Origin of the sequence: Winogradskyella sp. MIT101101, assembly GCF_047126865.1 — a bacterium.
Lineage (GTDB): Bacteria > Bacteroidota > Bacteroidia > Flavobacteriales > Flavobacteriaceae > Winogradskyella > Winogradskyella ouciana.
Window position 1 is genome coordinate 224,664 of sequence record NZ_CP138982.1, and the last position, 21,182, is coordinate 245,845.

Below are 21,182 nucleotides of genomic sequence, written 5' to 3' on the forward strand. Positions count from 1 at the left end.
ATGACTCGTAACGTACTCATAATAATCACATTTATTTCTCTTTTGGTGTCATGCCATCAACCACCAAGCTTTGTAGGCTTTACTTATCCAGATGGAAATACAAAGGCAATAATATTGAGTTATGATGATGGCACTATTCAAGATATAGAACTGGCTGCATTGTTTGATAAAAACCATCTTATTGGCACCTTTAATTTAAATTCGAAATACTTAGGAGTCACTAGAGGATGGCCACAACAAGATGGCGATACTATTTATCAGCGCTATGTGCCAAAAGATTCTTTATTGATTATTTACAAAAATCATGAAATTGCTGCACACGGAGCGTTGCATAAAAATTTTACCGCAATTTCTAAAGAAGAAATACTTGAAGAAATCCATACGGATTTGGAGGTTTTGGAAAAACTGACCAAGAGAAACATTATCAGTATGGCGTATCCTTTTGGCAGTACCAATGATAGTATTGCCAATTTAATAGCTTCTACAGGAATTAAAAACGGAAGAACTGTTGATGATACGCACACTTTTGATCTCCCAAACAATTATATGATATGGCATCCTACTTGTCATGATAGTAAAGCTCTAGATTATCTAGATTCTTATTTGGAATTAGATAGGCAACAATTATCGGTTTTTTATGTCTGGGGACATTCGTGGGAATTCGGAAATAAGGAAAGGTGGGATAACATGGTTACTTTTTGCGAAACCATTGGAACATCTAATGATATTTGGTCTGTAGGCCATGGGGAACTTACCAATTATTTGCTGGCCATTGACAACGTTCAGATAGACCATAATAAAATTGTGAATCCTTTAGATAACGAGCCCGTCTGGATTAGACTTTCGAGTGGTATTGAGAAGCTCAGTCCCGGTGAATCCATTACACTAAAGCAGTAGCTCACCAAGGCATGTAAAGATTATTGCAATCTATTATCTTTAATCTAAGGCGGATTACCATTGTCTGTGATTCTGCAACAGTCCCTATATAAAACAGTTGGCTTTATGATTTTGTAATTCCAATAAATTAAAAATCATATCTTTAGAGAAACCAACCAACAAGATCCCGGCTTTCTCGGGAAAAAGAATATGATTAAATTCTTTCGACGAATCAGACGAAACTTACTTTCAGAGGGCAAAACAGGAAAGTACTTGAAGTATGCTATAGGCGAAATTGTGCTGGTGGTCATTGGTATTTTAATTGCGTTGAGTATTAATAATTGGAATCTCAACCGAAAGCAACACAATGCTGAAAAGGAATTTCTACAAGGCATCAAAGCCGATCTAAAAAAGGACAAGGACTATATTGATCTTGTAATAGAAAGACAGCAACCAAAGCTCGATGTCTTTAATTATTTAAATGCGGCGTCAACCAAGCTTCATACTGAAAACGCCATTGTGGTTGATTCGTTATTTAAAATATATTTTTCAAGCCAACGTACGTTTTATCCCATTTCTGGTTCCTTTGAATCGGCCGTTTCAGGCAATAAAATCAATTCATTTAAAGACAAAGCTATTACCAGTGCACTCATTAAACTTTATAACACCACCTATGCGCGTTTAATTGATAATGGCAACATCAGTGATGACCGATGGGATTTTCTTAGTAAAAAATACCGCCATGAACGACGAACAGGCATTAATGAAAGCATGAGTGATGCCCAACTTTCAGCACTCTTGGATGATATGTATCACCATTTTGTGCATATGCGTTGGTATCAAAATCAATTAACGGATACCAATAACGAAATTGATGCCATATTAAATAACATAAAATAAACTAATGATAAAGTTCTTTAGACACATACGCTATACGCTTATGGAAACTGGTAAAACCGGCAAGTATTTAAAGTATGCCATTGGTGAGATTGTGCTTGTGGTTATTGGTATTCTAATTGCGTTGAGCATTAATAATTGGAATGAAAATCGACAATTAAAAAAAATAGAGAACGCTAGTATTAAATCACTTTTCAGTGAATTCAATTTTAATAAATCAGCAATAGAAAGTTGTAAAAATTTAATCATTGAAATGAGAATGTATGGTGACAGCATTCGGATGCAACTCGGTCCTCAAAAATCAAATTTAGAAATCGAACAAGTGAATTTTTGGTTTGGGGAAATAGGCTTCACAAGAAGGTGTGAAATTTCGACAGATGTTCTAAACTCTGGAAATATAAATATCATTTCTAACGCAGAAATAAGAAGAAAAATAAGTAAGTGGTTTTCTGATTTAAAGGATCTTGAGCGGGAGGAAAATGAATGGGCGCAACAGTTTTCTACCACAATTACTTCATATTTAAACAAATGGATACTTTGGGATGACGTTGATTATGAGGGTTCACGTGATGACCCACGATATTTCAAATCGCGTTTTTCAATAGATCCAAGAGTAATTTTACAGCAGGTTGAATTTTCAAACATCATGAATAATCACTACTGGAGAATCAAGAGAACTGAAGAGCGGACAATATCTCTTTTACAACAAACTGATGAAGTTATACAACTTATGCAAGAAGAATTAGATAAAATATGATAAAGTTCTTTAGAAAAATTCGCGAAAACTTGCTCTCCGAAGGAAAAACTGGTAAGTATTTTAAATACGCTATTGGCGAAATTGTTCTTGTTGTGATTGGGATTTTGATTGCTATCCAGATTAATGATTGGAATGAAAATAGAAAAATCAATAAAGAAGAAACACGATTTTTAACACAGCTCAAGGAGGAGTTTACAATAAATAAAGAGAAGCTAACAAAAATAAATGACAATAACACGAAGATTCTTGAGGCCTTGCAAAAAGTATTAGATGAAATGCCAATTGATGTAAAAACCGTTGATCTTGATACACTTTCAAAAAACCTCTATGAAACTTACTATTTTTACACCTTCGATCCTATTGAAAGCACTATCACTGAATTAGAGAACAATTCTTTTAAAATCATTTCAAATAAAAAATTAAGGTCACTTTTACAATCATGGAAAACTGTTAAAGAAGATTTTAAAGATGACGAAAACTTTGCAATAGAATATGCTAAAGATTATAATAAGTATATGCAAAAACATGTCAGTATTGATTTTGGTCTCAAAAAACCAAACACGGATTTATCTTTTTTAACAAGTATAGAATTTGAAAATTGGGTTAGGATAAGGCATATTTACTACCTTGATATTGTTGAATCTAATGATTTGAAACGATTATACGCAGTAATAAATGAAATTATAGAATTGAGCGACTTAGACACGTAAGAAACAAAAGTAGTTCTAGATAACGAAAGCACAGTAATGGTAAAAGTAAATGCCTGTTCTCGATTGCGCTTCGACTACACTTCGGCTACGCTCAGTGACCACACTCAGTGCCCGTGTTCAGGGCAGGCTGAATGCACTCGGAATTGCTAACGTCTGGTGTTGTTAACCCGAAAATAATCGCTAAATTGGCTGTAACTGTTGATTATACAAAACTGTTGGCAGTGATTTGGACAGCATACTAATCATTAAAAAAAAATACCATGACAGAAAACCGACAATTAAAAGCACCAATTAGATTATTACTGATTTTGGCTATTGCTATTCTTCCCATCTTTTCTTTTTCGCAAAATGATAAAGAATCCAATAAGAAAGAGCCGCTGAATATTGGATTTGTATTATATACAGAAAGCGATACTCCTGGAACTTTATTCGCAAGATGGAATTACGGCAACGCTTATAGTGGTCCTGGAATTGCAACTGGTGGACCAAAAGAAGATGGGTATGTTGGAAAGTATCATGTTCGCTATTTTTTTGAGAATGGAGATTTTTCAGATGAATATGACCTCGTCATAGAAAAGAAAGGAGATTTCTACGATGTTTCTTGGCTGATTGAAGGAAAGGTCGCTGCGAAAGGTGTTGGAATGGAAGTGGAAAACGGATTGGCAGTCGGATGGCGCAGAGTTACTGATTAGATTTTAGGCCATATACATGCTCGAATAGAAATACAAACTACTGGCTACAATGATTTTAGTTCATTACGGCTGAATTGCTTGTACAGGTTCGCGTTGGTTGTTTCTATTCGGTTTTTATTTACTAAATTAGTTGCTAAATCATATAACATCGTGTTACACAAATACTTAGCGACGAGCAAAATATCACGAATTAAAAGTCTAAGAAAGATGAAAACAATTAAACATCCTGGTAAAACCTTTATTTTAGGTTTAAGCATTTTGCTTTCTGTTATAACTCTACAAGGTCAAAGCTATGACAAGCTTAATCATCTGAAAGGGCAGCATTTAGACACCTATTATAGTGAAGGTGCTATTGCAGAAGCAGAACATATGGCTGCACTTTGTGATAGCGTTATTTCATTTTATAGTACAACCCTTAATTTTAAACCTACGGTGACCTTACTGGTATTGTCTCCAACCGATTGGAATACCTACACCCATTTCCCGGTCTACGGTATGCCACATTATCCTAATGCAGAAACCCTTGTAGTGGCTTCTGATGATAATGATTTTTGGAAAAGTATGTTGCCGCCTCTTGATCAATTGCCAGAGGACCTTGCTCAACACATTTCCAATACCTATGTTGACAATGATGGTAATTTGAGTATGCGTGGTTTTTTTGATCTTTTGGCTATACATGAACTGGGACATGCCTACCATGAGCAAGGCAAGCTTACCATGCAACGTAAGTGGATCGGCGAATTATTTTCCAATATGTTTCTTCACAATTATATCGCTGAAAAAAAGCCTGAGTTATTACCTGCGTTAACCATTTTTCCTCAAATGGTGGTCAACTCCACCAACAAAGTGGATTTAAAATATACGACGTTACATGAATTTGAAGAGCATTACGGTCTAATAGCGAGTCAATCTCCTCAAAATTATGGATGGTATCAATGCCGATTGCATACTGCTGCAGGAGATATTTATGATGGAGTAGGTGTTACAGCATTTCAAAACCTGTGGGATGCTCTAAAAACACATAACGAACCCTTAGAAGATGCTGCACTGGCTACATTACTCTCAGATGAGGTACATGAGCGTGTTGCGGATATTCAGTTATTATGGGATGATTGAAAAGGGTAGCTACTAGCAAGGTACTATAGATAAAGCTTGTTTAACAACTTATCAGTTTTTATTTGCTAAGTTAGTTTCTTGAGCATATGACGACACTTTGGCAAAACCGTTGTATGCCATTTAAAAATTCAATATAGATGAAAAGCTTTCTGACTTTAATATCACTAATTATCGTTTTCATTGTGAAAGCACAGACATCAACGTCTGATGAGAAATCTATTGAAATTGACAATTACATAGACTATATAATGCAGGAGCAGAAAATTCCTGGACTAGCTTTAGCTATTACACATAAAGGAAAAGTCTTAAAAAAGAAAACCTACGGTTTGGCAAGTATCGAATATAATGTAGCTGTAACAGACTCATCTTCTTTCTGGCTCGCTTCTGTTTCAAAACATTTTACCGCAACGGCTATCATGCAACTTTATGAAAAAGGAATTCTTGATTTAGATGATGAGATTCATCAACATTTACCTGATGCACCAAACAACTGGAGAGGAGTTACAATTCGGCATTTGTTGACTCACACCTCTGGTCTTCCTATCTCTCGTAACGCATCTGCTTGGAGCAATAGATCAGCAAAAGGCACTTATACCGCTAAACAAATTTATGAGAATTCAAAAAAAGACACCTTAGTTTTTAAGCCAGGAGAAGATTTTCTTTATAGTGATGAGGGTACTTATTTATTAGGATATATTGTCCATAAAATTAGTGGTTTGTCGTTTAATGATTACATGCAAAAAATGATTTTTGAGCCATCTGGTATGTCATCTGCTTACATGATGGATCACTTTAAAATTCATCCTAACCAAGTCACTGGCTATTCAGTAAAGGATGATGAGATTATTCCCGACCGAAATTCTTACCGTTTAATTGACACAGAACTTAATGCCGCTGGAGGAATTTATGCCACGATTGATGATATGATCCATTGGGAATATGCGATGACTAATAATCTTCTGCTGACTCAAAAAAGTAAAGATTTGATGTGGAGCTCTCATAAATTAAATAATGGGTATCCAACCCACTATGGCTTTTGTTGGAATACTCAAATGATTCAGGGCAAAAGAATTATTTATCACCCAGGAGTGGCTGGGACTGAATACTTGCGTTTTGTTGACGATTCTCTTAGTATTATAATATTGACAAATCAAGCAAAATACGAAAGAGCAATTTCACAAAAAGTTGCAGAAATTATAGGAGTTTCACCCCATATTAAGGGAGAAGATATAAGACCAGAACATGTTAGTATTAAAAAGCCAAAGAATAAAGCGTTGGAGTTGTTAATTGGAGAATTTGAATTCGTACCCAATGAAAACTACTATTTAGATGATATCATAAAGATGGATATCGTTTTAAAAGAAAATGAACTTTGGATCGAGTATCCAGCAAAAAAAGAATACCGAAAACAATATAAGCTCGCTAAGTTAGATAATGGAAGGTGGATTCAGTTATCTTGGGAACCAACTTATGTTGAAACTAGTTTTGAGCTTCTACAGAATAACAAAAACATATCCTTTAAGGTATATGAAGATTATGGCCTTGGTTATGATATACATGTAGGAGAATTGAAAAAAGTGAACTGAATCTAGATATGTGAAAAAACTGCATAATGGAATGGCTATATGTGATTGTTTTTACTAATCAACGTCTTCGATGCTTGGACATGCTCAGCATAGGTAAGCTTATGGTATCTCTACTGATAAGAGCACAGGAATTTTAAGTCTGGGTTATATTTGCTAACTTTAGAAGCTAACCTTGCAACTACCAATAAATTAAACTGTTAGATGCAATTTAAATACACACCAAATGGAATTTAAGAAAACCTCTAGAAGGAAATTTATTGGCTCATCTGCTCTGCTTACTGCTGGTGCTTTATTACTTCCAAATGTTGGAATGGCATCAAATGAATATCAATCCAATCCAGATGATTTATATCTCATTGGGCCAAAAGAGGGATTTACAACGCATATAGGAACCATGCTTTCTATGATGACCATGATGAGAGCTTGGGTAGTGCGGCAAGTGAAAAACCTCACTGTAGAAGAGTTAGATTTTCAAATAGACGCTACATCCAATTCCATAGGAGCCATGCTCTTTCATTTGGCGGCTACTGAAAAGTACTATCAATTAAATACTTTTGAAAATATTCCGTGGGGCGAATGGGATAAAGCCATTAAGGACGAATGGGATGTTGCATCCTCTCTTGGAGAACGTGCTCGTGATATCATTAAAGGCAATGATATTTCTTTTTATTTAGAAAAACTCGAGTCTGTGAGAAGTTATACCATCGAAAAATTCAAGGAACTTGACGATAGTTGGCTAATGCAATCAGAGCCTTTTTTTCCTATAAAAAGAGGAACCTTGGGTGAAACTAACAATTATGCGAAGTGGTTTCATGTCTGTGAACATGAGTCCAATCATAACGGACAGATAAAATTTATTAAAAGTCGAATTTCTGACTAGAAACGATTAGCAAAACATATAAACCAACCCAATATGCACAAAATCATTCTAACATCCATAAGCCTAATGTTTGCTTTCAATTCAGTTTTTGGACAAACGAACGACGAAAAATATGGAGACGACGTAAAATCAATAGATGCCATTATAAATGCCTATTACGATGTTGTTTCAGGTTCTAGTAGTGATCCTTGGGAATTTGAACGCGATAAGTATATACATTCAGAACATGCAGTAATCACAAGGTTGGATGACAATGGAAAAGCCGAATCCCATACTCTTGAAGCGGAATATATACCCATGGGCTTATCACCAAAAGCGGATTTTTACGAAAAGGAACTTAAAAGAGAAGTCAGCAAATTTGGGAATGTTGCACAAGTTTGGAGTGCCTTTGAAATACGAACGGACCCAAAAATTGAATCCGATATTAGAGGACTAAATAGCATTCAGCTTCATTATGAAAATGGACGATGGTGGATAGATAGTTGGACGTGTGAAATGGCATCTGATAAAAATTCTGTAGTGACTGAGTTTATGACTACTGACGACATAAGTACTTCGTCTGCAATAGACGACATAAAAGAAATGGAACAGCTACAAGTACAGGGAATTCTTGAAAAAGATTCAACCCTAATTAAAAAATTACTTCACAAAGATTTAATTGTTAATGCGCCGAGTAATACTGTGGTTGACCTAAATATGGCCATGGAAGCTCTTAAGCTAGGATATATTGATTATACATCCTATGAACAAAGCATTGACAACATAAAAATTATTGAAAACATAGGCATAGTCATGGGTTTAGAAACTGTAATGCCAACGGGTTTAACAGGTAAGGCTGGGACTATAGAAAAAAGACGGTTTACAGATATTTGGATGTATAAACATGGCCAATGGATAATGATTGCGAGACAGGCCACAAATATCTCTAATGAATGATTAAGAAAAATCCAATAGTCCAATGCTGTACTCAAAACGGAATTTCAAAAACAATGAAATTAATCGGGATATAAAAACTTTGTATATTTACCTGTATATGAAGATGGTATGGACAGTTTTGCTTTATTACTACTTTGCTAAAGCTACGTTGTAGAAACTATGACCTTCCAGAAATGGAAACCATGCCAAATGGTGAAAGAACTTTTCACATTGTGGATATTGACAGCAATAACATTCATATTATTGAACGAAAATACTAATCAAAAACTCACACAGTCATGAAACATTTCACATCTTTAACACTTATTATCCTACTTCTTATTATGAGTTGTACCGATAAGCAGGATAGTAATAAAGCAATAGAGAAGAGTAGTTATCTTGACTATTCCAATAGTGATGACCAAGTTACTGGTGGAATTAAAATGATTCCAATCGAAACTCCAAAAGGCACTTTTAACGTCTATACAAAACGTATGGGAAATAATCCTAAAATACGTGTATTGTTGCTTCATGGTGGTCCTGGAGGAACTCATGAAGAATTTGGAAATTTTGATGGTTACTTACCAAATGAAGGTATTGAATACATTTATTATGACCAGCTTGATTCCTACTATAGTGATAAACCCAATGACTCTACGCTTTGGACTACCGAACACTTTGTTGAAGAAGTAGAACAAGTAAGAAAAGCTTTAAATCTTAATAAAGACAACTTTTACTTGCTTGGGCAGTCTTGGGGTGGAATATTAGCCTTGGAATATGCATTGAAATATCAGGATAATTTAAAAGGGCTTATAGTCTCAAATATGGTGGCGAGTGTTCCTGAATACAATACCTATGCACAAGAAGTATTAGGGCCACAACTACCAAGTGATGTCCTGAAAGAAATAAAAGAAATAGAAGCCAATAAAGATTATGCCAATCCGAGATATGAAGAACTCTTAATGGAACATTTTTATACTGAGCACATTTTACGCAAACCTTTGGAAGAATGGCCAAAATCAGTACACCTCTTATTTGAACATCTCAACTCAGAAATTTATGTCTATATGCAAGGACCGAGTGAATTTGGCATTACCGATGAAGCCACATTGAGTGATTGGGACGTTTCTGACAGACTGCAAGACATTAAAGTTCCGACTTTAATGTTAGGTGCTAAACACGACACCATGGATCCAAAATATATGGAATGGATGGCATCTGAAGTGCAAAATGGCCGCAGTGTTACCACCAACGGAAGCCATCTATCTCAATTTGATGATCCTGAAACTTTTTTCCCAGCGGTAATAAGATTTATTAAGGATGTAGATGAAGGGAAGTTTAATTAAAAACGAACCACAGATAAGGCAACAACTACTTTCCGAAGGTAAAATCGGAAAGCCTGCCTGCAGGAACATATAATTCATTGCTAATCAGAGTCTGCCTTTACACAAGTTCAGGCACTAACTGAGTTTATTCATGGCAACCAATTTTATCTAATTATTATGGGAAAAATTATGAAGGTTATGACAACAAGGGAAATAAAATTAAGTAACACAGTACAACAATGCATTTAGCTTGCCGCGAGAAAGGTAGTTATCTAAGCATTGGCAATAATAACAATTAACCAAATACATAAAATTATGAGAACTTTTAAAAATTATTACGCAAAAACTTCCTTTATAGGAATGTTTATCATCGTTTTATCTACATTTTTGTCTTTACAGTCTTGTAAAAATGATAAAAAAGAAACAGAACAAGACACTATTGTTGAAGAACAAGAAAATGTTATAGAAATTATAACAGAGGAGATGGATTTTCAAATGCCAGATACAATTTCCTCGGGATGGAATACCTTTCGATATAAAAACCTATCACCTCAAACACATTTTTTTCTCATAGATAAGTATCCTGAAGGAAAGACTTCAGATGATGCAGAAAACCTAGTCGCCCCAGTGTTTGATAGTGCTATGAAACTCATTATGGAAGGAAAAACTGAAGAAGGCTTTGCTGAGTTTTCAAAACTTCCAGAATGGTTTGGTGAGGTTGTGTTTGTCGGTGGTTCAGGACTACTCTCTCCAAATCAAACAGGAGAAACAACACTTAATGTAAAGCCTGGGAAATACATTATTGAATGTTACGTAAAAATGAGTAATGGTGTGTTCCACACTTCAATGGGTATGACAAAAGATATTGTGGTTACTGATGCAGATTCAGGGAATAAACCACTGACTTCTGATATAGACATTAGCATTTCGAGTACGGATGGAATTGTTTTTAATGACTCAATTAGTCCGGGTAAGCACATCTTTTCGGTATTGTATAAAGACCAAATAACACATGAAAATTTTGTTGGACACGATATTAATCTTGTTAAGCTAGATGAAAATGCCAATCTTAAAGAGTTAGAAAATTGGATGAATTGGGCTGATCCAAAAGGATTAATAGAACCAGCTCCAAACGGTGTTACTTTTATTGGTGGCGTAAATGATATGCCAGAGGGTAATATTGGATATTTCTCTGCAAATTTAGAGCCGGGTAATTATGCGCTAATATCTGAAGTACCTAATGCATCCAGTAAAAATATGCTTAAAACATTTGAAGTGGTTAAATAGTATGATTTAAGAAGTAATAACAAATCCAAATTTAGGATGGTTATAATTGCTTACGTCAGCCTGTCTGCTATATCTTTGGCGGATAGGTTTGTTCGTTTTGCTCGTGTCATAAAGAAACCATAACCGAGACCGTTTATTGCAATCGTCTATTTCACCGCAATCATACTAATCTCTACATTAACAAACTTCGGTAAGTTGGCGACTTCAACAGTTTCTCTAGCTGGAGCTGTGGCTTCGTCAAAGTATTTGGCATAAACGGAGTTGATTTTTGAAAAGTTGTTCATGTCGCTAATAAAGATGGAGGTTTTAATGACATTTTCAAAAGTCATATCAGCAGCTTCTAAAACCGCTTTCATATTTTCCATCACTTGGTGGGTTTCTACTTCAATCGAATCCATTACCAATTCCATGGTCACGGGATTTAAGGCGATTTGCCCTGAGGTATAGAGTGTGTTGCCTACCAATACAGCTTGGTTGTAAGGTCCGATTGGTGCTGGTGCTTTTGGTGTATTTATTATTTCTTTCATTCCGCCTGTGCCTTCGTAAGGGAAGGTGTTTTGTTTGTTTCAAATTTAATGAAATTATTTGTATGGTATGGTGCGATTGCTTTGTTCACTTCGACTGCGCTCAGTGTGACACCTCGCAATGACGTTTGAGTGATGTGGTGAGATTGCTTCGTCCTTCGTCCTCGCAATGACGTTCCGTTTTTGTAGAGGGATTGCTTCGTTCACTTCGACTGTTCTTACGCTAAAGCTTCAGCGACACGCGTGCGCTCAGTGTGACACCTCGCAATGACAGTTCATTTTTGTAAAAGCAGAGCTAGTTACCCAATCGTCGGTCTGGTTGGCGACGTTGGTCGTATTTTAAATCCTTCAGTAAGTTAGACTTAATACCAATAAAGAAATTCCAAGAGCTTCGATCACTGAATGGTACCCAAGTAAAATTCATGCGCCAGCTCAATAAGTCGCGCTCAAAACGCAATTGTGTAAAGGTAAATCCATTGTTTAAGAAATCGTAACCTGATGATGCACCAACAGACCATCGTGGCGAAAGTTCCACATCTCCAGAAAACATCAATGAGTGTGACGATACTCGGTCTTCGCGCCTTGTATTGGTGTAGTTGGCGGCATAAGCCAAACGCAAGTTCCAAGGCATTTTATAATTATAGAACTCATTGTTTTCTTCGTCATCACCTCCTTTGCTTCGGTCTTTATCTGTGAGGCGTCTATCGGCAAAATCCTGTGTTTTACCAAAGAGGTCATCCGTTCTGCTATTAGAGGTTGCAGCTCGTCTTTCGGCTTCTTCATCTTCTTCGTCAGTCGTATCCTTGCCAGAAAAACTGTCGTTATTTAATGAGTAGCTGATATTTATATTGGCAGAGGTCAGCCTGAATAAACTCCCACCATTATTGATATTAAATTTGTCGATGAGATTATTGTTGCTATCTAAGGCATAAGGGTTTAAGGTCATACCAAAGTTAATGTTCATCTTTTTATTGAGAATCTGGGTTCCGCCATTTACACGAACCGGACTAATATTCAGCGAATCTGCTGCAAGGTCATAGGCCGTGGAAAAGTTAAGGTTATTGAGCAAGAAGATTTTTTCCGACTCGGTTTTGGTAGAATCCTTAGACCGCACCTTGGCTTCAATATTATTACCAACCGAAAGACCTATATTACTGGAGTAGCGGTTGCCAGGTCTTCCGAATAACGAATTTTCGAAACGTGTGTATTCCACCTGATCTATTGTGGTACCATCGGCATCAATAACATCATAGGTTTCGTAATATTGGTCAAAAGCAGGACTGACGGAATAACTTAAAGATGGACGCACTACGTGCCGTATGGCCTGTATTTTTGGGTCTTTGCCTTTCTTTTCAAAATTATACATTCCGTATAAGGTGGTTCCGATACTTGCTCCAAAGTTGTAGGTTAAAAAACGATCATAGCCGTTAATGTTAATAGGTTCTGAAGTCTCACCAACAAAAATATTGTTACGCCTAACTGTTTTTAAGGTCCAGGTCTCTTCAAAATTGGCGTTGGTGCTCACACTAAAATGATTGAAGAGCTTAAAGTTAGTCGTCACCGGAATACTATAGCGCATACCAGCCACCGCATCTTCAAACATTTCACTTTTCCCAAATAGGGAATCCGTTGTATTAATGCGATATTCACCTCTCGCATTCACCTGAAAGTTGATATTTTGTATAAGGCCTTTCTTGGTGCCCGATTTGGGTGCAAATGGATACACTCTCGTCATCGAAGCCTGCATGGTCGGTAAGGTTAAATTTATGGCTTCCGTATTGGTGTTTTGATTGTGTGTGGCCGTTAAGCTTAAGTTTACTTGTGGTTCACCTTGAAAAGTTTTGGAATATGATACCGAAGACGCCAAAGTATTATTTAAGAAATTAGCTTGGTTTAACTGATTGATGGATTGTTGATAGTATTGACTACTACCCAAGTTTACCGAAGCCGAAAATCTGGAATTTGGATTTGCCTTAGCATCTTGGTTATGCGACCACCGAATATTATATATGGTGCTTTGGCTAAAGTCCGGGAAACCACGCTCGCTATTTAAAAGGTTTTCGTATCTAAAGGCCACGTTGCCCCTAAACTTATACCTTACGGCATAATTACTTTCTAAACGAAGTCCATAACTTCCGTTGGTATAATAATCACCTAGTACTGCCAAATCCACATAATCGCTTATGGCAAAATAATACCCTCCGTTCTGTAGAAAGTACCCTCTATCGTTACCTGTATCTTCACCAAAGGATGGAAAAATAATTCCTGAAGTTTGTTTTTTGGTCATTGGGAAATATGCGAAAGGAATGGCTATTGGTGTGGGTACATCGTAGATGTACATTTGGCTCATCCCAGTCACAATCTTCTTATTAGGTACGATCTTGGCTCTATTCATTAAAATGTAGTACTCTGGATCGTCTAGGTTTTCTGAAGTAGTGAATTTCCCTCTAGAAATAAAATATACCGAATCGTTTTCTCGTTTTGTGCGCTCAGCAATAACAGTTCCGCCACTTTGTTCGGTTACGGAATTATAAATCAAAGCTTTTCTCGAATCCGTATTAAAAATAATAGAGTCGGGTTCTATAACATTGGCTCCCTGTGTAAAAACAGGTTTTTGCGAATAGCCAGTGGAATCTTTTATACGCCCAGCATATACTAAGTTTTTACTATAATCTATCACTATAACACCAGCTTTAATCTCCATGTCTTCGTAGAGTACTTGGGCTTCGTTATAGAGTCGAATTTGCTGTTTTCTTTGATTTATAGCCACATAGTCCGTCGCCTTGTAGGTGACAATGTCTTTTAAAAAGCCTTCTTGCTTTACGGAATCCTGTTCGGTGGAATCCGTCGCTTTAGTATTAATGGGTTTATTTAATAAGGAATCTAGTGCTACTTTGGTTGTGTCTTTAGCCACTAGAGTAGAGTCCTTTTTTTGATTGGCAGGAATCGTAGTGTTCTTTTTTGGTAATTCTTGGGCAAAGCTAAAAGTGTTGATAAACACTGTAAAACTCAAGGCAAAAAGTATGTGTAGACTATTTGTACGCAATCCTTTTAGATGTATTTTTGTAAAAGTATGGCTCGGTTTTTGAAACGCCAAAAGTACAGTTATTTTTTTGTGATTAATTTATTAAAATAATAAAGTTTAAAAATACTGTTTCACAACAATGCGTGTGTAATAATCAGAGTTTATAAACCGTTAGATTAAATATGCAAACGAAGCGAAAATATATAATAGTATCCTTAGTTCTCACATTTATCACTTCTTTAACATGCTTTGTTCCTTTACAGGCACAAGAGGATAAGTTCGTAGTGGTTTTAGATGCTGGCCATGGTGGTCATGACTCTGGTAATAGAGGAAATGGATATAAAGAAAAGGATATAGCATTAAAGATAACACTGCAGGTCGGTAAGGCTTTAGAGGAAAATAAAGATATTAAGGTCATTTACACAAGAAAAAAGGACGTCTTTGTAGAATTGCATGAACGTGCCAACATCGCCAATAAGGCAGATGCAGATTTGTTTGTCTCCATTCATTGTAATGCCCATGGTTCACAAGCTTCAGGAACGGAAACTTTTGTGTTAGGAGAGAAGAACACTGAACGCAATTTTGAATTTATTAAGCGTGAAAACGAAGTGATATTCCTTGAAGATAACTATGAAGAAAATTACGCAGGATTTGACCCAAGTTCGCCTGAATCAGGAATTGCCATGACCATTGAGCAAGAAGTCTATGTAGAGCAAAGTATTGTATTGGCTCGAAAGATTGAAGATAACTTCATAGGAAAAGCTAAACGAAAGAGTAGAGGTTTAAAACAAGCCAGTTTACTGGTAATTAGAAATACTTATATGCCTAGCGTTTTGGTTGAAGTTGGTTTTTTAACCAATAATAAAGAGGGCGCTTATTTAAATACAAAATCAGGACAATCTAAAATGGCAAATGCTATAAAAGATGCCATTATATCCTATAAAAAGGAAATAGATCAAAATGTGGGAACTCAGATTCTTGGGATAGACAAAGAAACGGTAGAAGCCTTGGAAGACATTCCCTTAATTTATGAAGACATAACATTTAAGGTACAGATTGCAGCCAGCTCTAGGGATTTAGAACCAAAATCATACAATTTTAAAGGACTTTCGGACCTGAGCAAAGAAAAGGTTGGTAAACTCTACAAGTATTTTTATGGCAGTACTTCAGATTTTAACAAAGCCAAAAGACTACAGGAGGAAGCCAAGACTAAAGGCTATTCCTCTAGCTTTGTGGTTGCCTTTAAAGACGGCAAACAAATAGATGTTTCCGAAGCTTTAAAATCTGCCACTAATTAGAAACATTATTAATATTTTTATTCCTAATTTTGTTTTGAATCAAAGCTTAGCCCATTGAAAATTTCAAGAGAAGTTAAAACAGCCATACTCGTATTATCTGGTATCGCACTTTTTATATATTTATTTTCATTCTTAATGGGTGAAGATATATTCGAAAACTCAAAGACCTACTACACCGAATTTGAATATAACGCACTGAGTTCAGCCTCACCAGTTACCATAAAAGGTAACAAAATAGGTAAGATTGAAGATATCATTTATGATTTTGAAACCGGTAAAACACGCGTTTCTTTTTCGGTTAATCCTAAATTAAAGTTTTCTAAGAACAGTAAAATCAGACTTTACCAAACCGGATTGATGGGAGGCAATGCGCTAGCCATTATTGATGCTAATGATGGAGAATTGGCAAAGCCAGGAGATTTTATAGCTTCTGAGGTTAAACCAGGAATCGTTTCTGCTTTGGAAAAGGATTTTTCTAAAGTCAGTAATGATCTAGATAGCACTATCCGTTCTGCTGATACTCTAATGACCAATCTTAATGCCTTGGTGATTGATGAATCTGAAGAAGGCTTAAAGAAGACCATTGCCGAACTGAATTCTACATTAAAGTCTTTCAAAAATTTATCCTATTCCATACAAGGAGTTATAAAAGATAATGACGAAAGGATTGCTTCGGTACTCGAAAATTTTGAAAAAACAAGTAAGGATTTAAGCGAATTGTCAGCTGAGTTAAAAGAAGTTGATTTGACTAAAACTGTTGAGAACCTTAATAAGACCTTAACTGGTATTCAAGGTGTAATGGCGAGTATAGACAACAACGAAGGCACACTAGGTAAGCTTTTAAACGATGATGGATTATACAATAACCTTGAAGCTGCTTCAAAAGAAATGCAATTGCTGCTATTAGATATAAAACTACATCCTGCCAGATACAGACGTATTTTGTCTAAACGGGAAATCCCTTACGAAGAACCTACAGAAGAGCAGTTAAATAACAATTAGACTCAATTTAAGTATGGAGTATATACCAAACATTATTTTTGCCGCCATCCTGGTTTTGGGTATTGGCTATTTTACTAGAAATATTAGGAAACTTATTCGTAACATTAAATTAGGTCGAGAAGTTGATGCCAGTGATAACAAAGGGGAGCGTTGGAAAAATATGGCGCGCATTGCCCTTGGTCAAAGTAAAATGGTAAAACGACCAATAGCCGGTTTTCTTCATATTATCGTTTACGTCGGTTTTATTATTATCAATATCGAAGTGATTGAGATTATCATTGACGGCCTTTTCGGTACACATCGCATTGGTTTAAAAGTATTGCCAGAATCCGTTTACGGTTTTTTAATTGGTGCCTTTGAAATACTTGCGGTACTTGTTTTAGTTTCGGTGATTGCATTTTGGATTCGTAGAAACATTATAAAGCTTAGAAGATTCATGGCTAACGAACTTAAAGGTTGGCCAAAAAGTGATGCAGATATTATCCTTTATTTTGAAGTGGTGCTGATGTGCCTGTTCTTAATCATGAATGCTACCGATACACCTTTTCAGAATATGGGTCAGGGAAACATCATTTCGCAATTTATTGCACCATGGTTTGAAGGCATGTCTGAAGGAACACTTCATATTATAGAGCGTACAGCTTGGTGGTTGCACATTGTTGGTATTCTGATTTTCTTGAATTATTTATATTTTTCCAAACATTTACATATTCTTTTAGCTTTCCCGAACACCTATTACGGACGTGTAACACCAAAAGGGCAGTTTAACAATCTTGAAGCCGTTACCAACGAGGTAAAGCTTATGATGGATCCTAATGCAGATCCTTTTGCGGCACCAGCCGAAGGAGTGGAAGAGGAAGTGCCAGAGAAATTTGGAGCAAGTGATGCCACGGATTTAAACCAAATTCAATTGCTCAATGCTTACACTTGTACTGAATGTGGACGCTGTACTGCGGAATGTCCTGCAAATTTAACAGGTAAAAAATTATCTCCTCGTAAGATTATGATGGACACACGTGACCGTCTAGAAGATATAGGGAAAAATATTGATGCCAATAACGGTGAGTTTAAAGATGATGGCAAACAGCTGTTGGGTGATTATATTACAGCAGAAGAACTTTGGGCATGTACTACTTGTAATGCCTGTGTTGAGGCTTGTCCAGTAAGTATAGATCCATTATCCATTATCATGGACATGCGTCGTTATTTGGTTATGGAGCAGAGTGCCGCGCCAATGGAGCTGAATACTATGATGACCAATATAGAAAACAACGGAGCGCCTTGGCCTTATAACCAACAAGACCGTTTAAACTGGAAAGATGAATAAAAGACAAATAATTATGCTTGTCGCCATAGCATTGATAATTTCAGGAACAGTATTAATGATAGCATTGAAAGATAACGCATACAATTATTTAATTGGAGGAGGATTAATAGGTGGAGGTTTCGGTTTAATACCAGCTTTGTATTCTACAAAAGGAAAAAAATAAATATCATGAGCGAAGAACTAAAAGTGCCAACCATGGCAGAGTATATGGCAGAAGGCAAACAACCTGAGATTTTATTTTGGGTGGGTTCTGCTGGTAGTTATGATGACAGAGCCAAAAAGATTACAAGAGCTTTCGTGAAAATATTAAACAAAGCCAATGTAGATTTTGCTGTTTTAGGTGCGGAAGAAAGTAATACTGGTGATGTTGCCAAGCGTGCAGGAAATGAGTTTTTGTTCCAGATGCAGGCCATGATGAATATTGAAGTGCTCAATGCTTACGAAGTTAAGCGTATTGTGACTTGCGATCCGCATTCTTTTAATTGCCTAAAAAATGAGTATCCTGGTTTAGGTGGGCATTATGATGTTGTTCATCATACGCAATTCATTAAGCAACTGATCAGTGAAGGAAAATTGACCATAGAAGGCAATAGCTATAAAGGCAAGCGCATTACGTTTCACGATCCTTGTTATTTGGGAAGGGGTAATGGTGAATATGAAGCTCCAAGGGATGTTCTAAAACATACCAATGGCAATATTTTGGAAATGAAACGTCATAAACGTACAGGAATGTGCTGTGGTGCTGGTGGAGCACAGATGTTTAAAGAACCTGAAAAAGGAGACATGGATGTAAATGTCTTGAGAACAGAACAAGCCTTAGAAACAAAACCTGATATTATAGCTACAGGCTGCCCTTATTGTAATACCATGATGACCGATGGTGTAAAAGCCAAAGAAAAGGAAAATGAAGTTACTGTACTAGATATAGCCGAATTGATTGCAAACTCATAGTTTTAATTATGCAATTTTCTAATTCCCAAATATTTACTGACGATTTGCCAAAAATCGATACTGTAGATTTAAAACCCATCTCCAAACAGTATTTAAAAATCATTGCGTTTAACAAGCTGATTTTATTCGGTATCCTCTTTAGCGCCTTATTTGCTTTAAAACAATTAATTGAAGAAGATGGCTTTCAGGATAACTTTCAGTATGTCATACTATTCGCCATAGGATTTTGCATATTGAATTTGATAGTGTCTTTATTGGCATTTAAAAAACGAAAATATGCAATTAGAGAACACGATGTCGTTTATGCTAAAGGCCTAATCATTAACTACCTTACAACAGTACCGATTATAAGAATTCAACATGTAGAAGTCAGCCGAAGCTGGTTAGAGAGGCGCCTTGCTCTTGCAAGCTTAAAAATCTATTCAGCTGGTGAGTCGGGAAGTGACATGAAAATCAGTGGTCTTTCTGTTAGTGAAGCCGAACAAATCAACGATTTTATTAGTGCAAAGATTAATGGATAACGTTGATTTTTCACAGCCTATGCGACAATCCTCAAAAGGGATTCTTGTTATATTTGGTTTTAATCTCTTTCAGTTTTTTAAAAAATTCTTTGTGGCTTTATTAGCCATAGGTTTCTCGCTTATGCGCAAGAAATCACTCATGGGAGTTACAACCACCACAATTTCACTTTTCTTTGTTGGGTTGCTTATCATCATTTTGGTAGTGGCAATATTAAAGTATCTCAATTTTAAATTCCATCTGACCAAGAATGATTTTCATTTATCTAGAGGCATAATCAACAAGGATAATACCATTATCCCTAAGTCTAAAATCCAGAATGTTTATATAAAGCAGAATTTCTTACAACAGATCATCAACGTGGTATCGGTAAATATTGAAACTGCGGGAGACAAGAAATCTGAAATTGAAATTAGCGCATTGGATAGGCCGACGGCTCTTCTGCTCAAAGACAAATTATTTAATAAAGACAGCATCAATCTTCAACAAGTTGATGAACAGCCCATCCAACCATCACAAGTGTACTTTAAGATATCCATGAAACGCTTGTTGCTGGCAGGTTTATCGCAGAATCATCTGAGGAGTTTTGGTATCATAGCGGCATTTGTCATTGGTCTTTACTACCAATTTCGGGACTTTATAGAAAATTTAAATTTAAGCGATCAAGTAGAGGACTTCATCACGCTTGATGAAGCTATGATTGCTAATTTGTTGCTAACAAACCTTATCATTCTATTTTTTGTATTGCTCATTTCCGTATTGTTTTCAATAGTAAAACTCATTATTGTCAATTTTAACCTTCAGGTCATTGAGCACCAAAAAACCGTAGAAATAAACAAAGGGCTTTTTAATAAAGTGTCCTTAATTTTAACACCAAGTCGCATTCAAAATTTAATCATAAAGACCAATCGTGTAAAACGCTATTTTGGTTTGCATACGTTGTATGTTAAGCAAACTATGGTAAACCAAAAACAACAAAAGAATTTCAATATTATCGCTTTAGAGCGACCGCAGGTGGATTACTTGATAGAAAAGCTTATTGATAACTATAGTTTTAACGGTGAACGTTACAAACCAAGACCGTATTATATGAGAATATTGGCATTGCGAATGTTAATTTTTACAAGTGCCATAAATCTATTGGCAACTCTGTTTTTTGGGTATGAAGCCCTATGGGCTAATTGTATTGTTATCCCAATCGCGACACTTTTTGTCTATATATCCTATAAGAAAGCATATTATATCATTTCTGAGGATTTTGTAACGCTAGGTAGTGGTTTTGTGGATACTGTTACCAATATTCTTGAAATCCATAAGGTACAAGCTGTTAAATTAAGACAATCCATTTTTCAAAAAACGTCGGAAAATTGCTTCTGTAATCATCTCTACAGCGTCAAAATCCGTGACGATTCCTTACGTCAACGAATCTGAGGCAAAATACATATACGATTATCTACTTTTTAGAGTAGAATCCCAAGCCAAGGATTGGATGTAA

General features: G+C 36.1%; 21 protein-coding genes. 19 read left to right on the plus strand and 2 right to left on the minus strand.

Features of this window, described 5'->3' with window-relative positions:
• The 11 genes from SIB89_RS01035 (at position 1) to SIB89_RS01085 (ending at position 11,041) form a co-directional block, all read left to right on the plus strand.
• Positions 1-897, plus strand: a complete 897-nt coding sequence (locus SIB89_RS01035; RefSeq protein WP_412560795.1) for a polysaccharide deacetylase family protein — start codon at positions 1-3, stop codon at positions 895-897.
• Between the two features lie 189 nt (positions 898-1,086).
• Complete coding sequence (locus tag SIB89_RS01040) at positions 1,087-1,776, plus strand: DUF6090 family protein (protein WP_412560796.1); 690 nt, start codon at positions 1,087-1,089, stop codon at positions 1,774-1,776.
• A gap of 4 nt (positions 1,777-1,780) precedes the next feature.
• Positions 1,781-2,530 carry a DUF6090 family protein gene (locus SIB89_RS01045; protein ID WP_412560797.1) on the plus strand — a complete coding sequence of 250 codons (750 nt, stop codon included), beginning with the start codon at positions 1,781-1,783 and terminating at the stop codon, positions 2,528-2,530.
• Entirely contained in the window at positions 2,527-3,240 is a 714-nt protein-coding gene (locus SIB89_RS01050) for a DUF6090 family protein (RefSeq protein ID WP_412560798.1), read from the plus strand. The genes SIB89_RS01045 and SIB89_RS01050 overlap by 4 nt, the downstream gene beginning before the upstream one ends.
• Before the next feature lie 260 nt (positions 3,241-3,500).
• The gene (locus SIB89_RS01055; protein ID WP_412560799.1) at positions 3,501-3,932 is read left to right on the plus strand and encodes a hypothetical protein; all 432 of its coding nucleotides are present in this window, start codon (positions 3,501-3,503) and stop codon (positions 3,930-3,932) included.
• A gap of 207 nt (positions 3,933-4,139) precedes the next feature.
• On the plus strand, positions 4,140-5,048 hold the full coding sequence (locus SIB89_RS01060; protein WP_412560800.1) for a hypothetical protein: 909 nt from the start codon (positions 4,140-4,142) through the stop codon (positions 5,046-5,048).
• A 182-nt stretch (positions 5,049-5,230) separates the two neighbouring features.
• Positions 5,231-6,634 carry a serine hydrolase domain-containing protein gene (locus SIB89_RS01065; RefSeq protein ID WP_412560801.1) on the plus strand — a complete coding sequence of 468 codons (1,404 nt, stop codon included), beginning with the start codon at positions 5,231-5,233 and terminating at the stop codon, positions 6,632-6,634.
• Between the two features lie 223 nt (positions 6,635-6,857).
• Positions 6,858-7,514 carry a DinB family protein gene (locus SIB89_RS01070; protein WP_412560802.1) on the plus strand — a complete coding sequence of 219 codons (657 nt, stop codon included), beginning with the start codon at positions 6,858-6,860 and terminating at the stop codon, positions 7,512-7,514.
• Between the two features lie 33 nt (positions 7,515-7,547).
• Positions 7,548-8,450 carry a nuclear transport factor 2 family protein gene (locus SIB89_RS01075; RefSeq protein ID WP_412560803.1) on the plus strand — a complete coding sequence of 301 codons (903 nt, stop codon included), beginning with the start codon at positions 7,548-7,550 and terminating at the stop codon, positions 8,448-8,450.
• 278 nt (positions 8,451-8,728) lie between these two features.
• Complete coding sequence (locus tag SIB89_RS01080) at positions 8,729-9,775, plus strand: proline iminopeptidase-family hydrolase (RefSeq protein ID WP_412560804.1); 1,047 nt, start codon at positions 8,729-8,731, stop codon at positions 9,773-9,775.
• Between the two features lie 294 nt (positions 9,776-10,069).
• Positions 10,070-11,041, plus strand: a complete 972-nt coding sequence (locus SIB89_RS01085; RefSeq protein WP_412560805.1) for a hypothetical protein — start codon at positions 10,070-10,072, stop codon at positions 11,039-11,041.
• A gap of 146 nt (positions 11,042-11,187) precedes the next feature.
• On the opposite strand, the gene SIB89_RS01090 is transcribed toward SIB89_RS01085, so the two are convergent.
• Both SIB89_RS01090 and SIB89_RS01095 read right to left on the minus strand, forming a co-directional pair.
• Positions 11,188-11,568 carry a RidA family protein gene (locus SIB89_RS01090; protein ID WP_412560806.1) on the minus strand — a complete coding sequence of 127 codons (381 nt, stop codon included), beginning with the start codon at positions 11,566-11,568 and terminating at the stop codon, positions 11,188-11,190.
• 292 nt (positions 11,569-11,860) lie between these two features.
• Positions 11,861-14,662: a putative LPS assembly protein LptD gene (locus SIB89_RS01095; RefSeq protein ID WP_412560807.1), complete on the minus strand. Its 2,802-nt coding sequence runs from the start codon at positions 14,660-14,662 to the stop codon at positions 11,861-11,863.
• Between the two features lie 110 nt (positions 14,663-14,772).
• Here SIB89_RS01095 and SIB89_RS01100 point away from each other — a divergent pair, with 110 nt between their 5' ends.
• From SIB89_RS01100 to SIB89_RS01135, 8 genes are read left to right on the plus strand one after another with little or no spacing between them, the layout of a single operon-like run.
• Positions 14,773-15,888 (plus strand): N-acetylmuramoyl-L-alanine amidase family protein, encoded by a 1,116-nt coding sequence (locus SIB89_RS01100; protein ID WP_412560808.1) that lies wholly within the window; start codon positions 14,773-14,775, stop codon positions 15,886-15,888.
• Positions 15,889-15,942: 54 nt separating this feature from the next.
• Positions 15,943-16,890 carry an MlaD family protein gene (locus tag SIB89_RS01105; RefSeq protein ID WP_412560809.1) on the plus strand — a complete coding sequence of 316 codons (948 nt, stop codon included), beginning with the start codon at positions 15,943-15,945 and terminating at the stop codon, positions 16,888-16,890.
• A 13-nt stretch (positions 16,891-16,903) separates the two neighbouring features.
• The gene (locus SIB89_RS01110; RefSeq protein WP_412560810.1) at positions 16,904-18,217 is read left to right on the plus strand and encodes a 4Fe-4S dicluster domain-containing protein; all 1,314 of its coding nucleotides are present in this window, start codon (positions 16,904-16,906) and stop codon (positions 18,215-18,217) included.
• Entirely contained in the window at positions 18,210-18,380 is a 171-nt protein-coding gene (locus SIB89_RS01115) for a hypothetical protein (RefSeq protein WP_412560811.1), read from the plus strand. Before SIB89_RS01110 ends, SIB89_RS01115 begins: the two co-directional genes overlap by 8 nt.
• Positions 18,381-18,385: 5 nt before the next feature.
• Entirely contained in the window at positions 18,386-19,168 is a 783-nt protein-coding gene (locus tag SIB89_RS01120; protein ID WP_412560812.1) for a (Fe-S)-binding protein, read from the plus strand.
• A gap of 8 nt (positions 19,169-19,176) precedes the next feature.
• The gene (locus SIB89_RS01125) at positions 19,177-19,689 is read left to right on the plus strand and encodes a PH domain-containing protein (RefSeq protein ID WP_412560813.1); all 513 of its coding nucleotides are present in this window, start codon (positions 19,177-19,179) and stop codon (positions 19,687-19,689) included.
• Entirely contained in the window at positions 19,682-21,118 is a 1,437-nt protein-coding gene (locus SIB89_RS01130) for a PH domain-containing protein (protein WP_412560814.1), read from the plus strand. Before SIB89_RS01125 ends, SIB89_RS01130 begins: the two co-directional genes overlap by 8 nt.
• On the plus strand, positions 21,069-21,182 hold the full coding sequence (locus SIB89_RS01135) for a hypothetical protein (RefSeq protein ID WP_412561867.1): 114 nt from the start codon (positions 21,069-21,071) through the stop codon (positions 21,180-21,182). Before SIB89_RS01130 ends, SIB89_RS01135 begins: the two co-directional genes overlap by 50 nt.

What these genes read in the sequence shown, in the direction of transcription:
- SIB89_RS01060 (WP_412560800.1), top strand. Translation starts at nt 4,140, where the DNA reads ATGAAAACAATTAAACATCCTGGTAAAACCTTTATTTTAGGTTTAAGC.
- SIB89_RS01090 (WP_412560806.1), bottom strand. Translation starts at nt 11,568, where the DNA reads ATGAAAGAAATAATAAATACACCAAAAGCACCAGCACCAATCGGACCT.
- SIB89_RS01110 (WP_412560810.1), top strand. Translation starts at nt 16,904, where the DNA reads ATGGAGTATATACCAAACATTATTTTTGCCGCCATCCTGGTTTTGGGT.
- SIB89_RS01045 (WP_412560797.1), top strand. Translation starts at nt 1,781, where the DNA reads ATGATAAAGTTCTTTAGACACATACGCTATACGCTTATGGAAACTGGT.
- SIB89_RS01035 (WP_412560795.1), top strand. Translation starts at nt 1, where the DNA reads ATGACTCGTAACGTACTCATAATAATCACATTTATTTCTCTTTTGGTG.
- SIB89_RS01100 (WP_412560808.1), top strand. Translation starts at nt 14,773, where the DNA reads ATGCAAACGAAGCGAAAATATATAATAGTATCCTTAGTTCTCACATTT.
- SIB89_RS01125 (WP_412560813.1), top strand. Translation starts at nt 19,177, where the DNA reads ATGCAATTTTCTAATTCCCAAATATTTACTGACGATTTGCCAAAAATC.
- SIB89_RS01085 (WP_412560805.1), top strand. Translation starts at nt 10,070, where the DNA reads ATGAGAACTTTTAAAAATTATTACGCAAAAACTTCCTTTATAGGAATG.
- SIB89_RS01115 (WP_412560811.1), top strand. Translation starts at nt 18,210, where the DNA reads ATGAATAAAAGACAAATAATTATGCTTGTCGCCATAGCATTGATAATT.
- SIB89_RS01075 (WP_412560803.1), top strand. Translation starts at nt 7,548, where the DNA reads ATGCACAAAATCATTCTAACATCCATAAGCCTAATGTTTGCTTTCAAT.
- SIB89_RS01040 (WP_412560796.1), top strand. Translation starts at nt 1,087, where the DNA reads ATGATTAAATTCTTTCGACGAATCAGACGAAACTTACTTTCAGAGGGC.
- SIB89_RS01055 (WP_412560799.1), top strand. Translation starts at nt 3,501, where the DNA reads ATGACAGAAAACCGACAATTAAAAGCACCAATTAGATTATTACTGATT.
- SIB89_RS01130 (WP_412560814.1), top strand. Translation starts at nt 19,682, where the DNA reads ATGGATAACGTTGATTTTTCACAGCCTATGCGACAATCCTCAAAAGGG.
- SIB89_RS01120 (WP_412560812.1), top strand. Translation starts at nt 18,386, where the DNA reads ATGAGCGAAGAACTAAAAGTGCCAACCATGGCAGAGTATATGGCAGAA.
- SIB89_RS01050 (WP_412560798.1), top strand. Translation starts at nt 2,527, where the DNA reads ATGATAAAGTTCTTTAGAAAAATTCGCGAAAACTTGCTCTCCGAAGGA.
- SIB89_RS01070 (WP_412560802.1), top strand. Translation starts at nt 6,858, where the DNA reads ATGGAATTTAAGAAAACCTCTAGAAGGAAATTTATTGGCTCATCTGCT.
- SIB89_RS01080 (WP_412560804.1), top strand. Translation starts at nt 8,729, where the DNA reads ATGAAACATTTCACATCTTTAACACTTATTATCCTACTTCTTATTATG.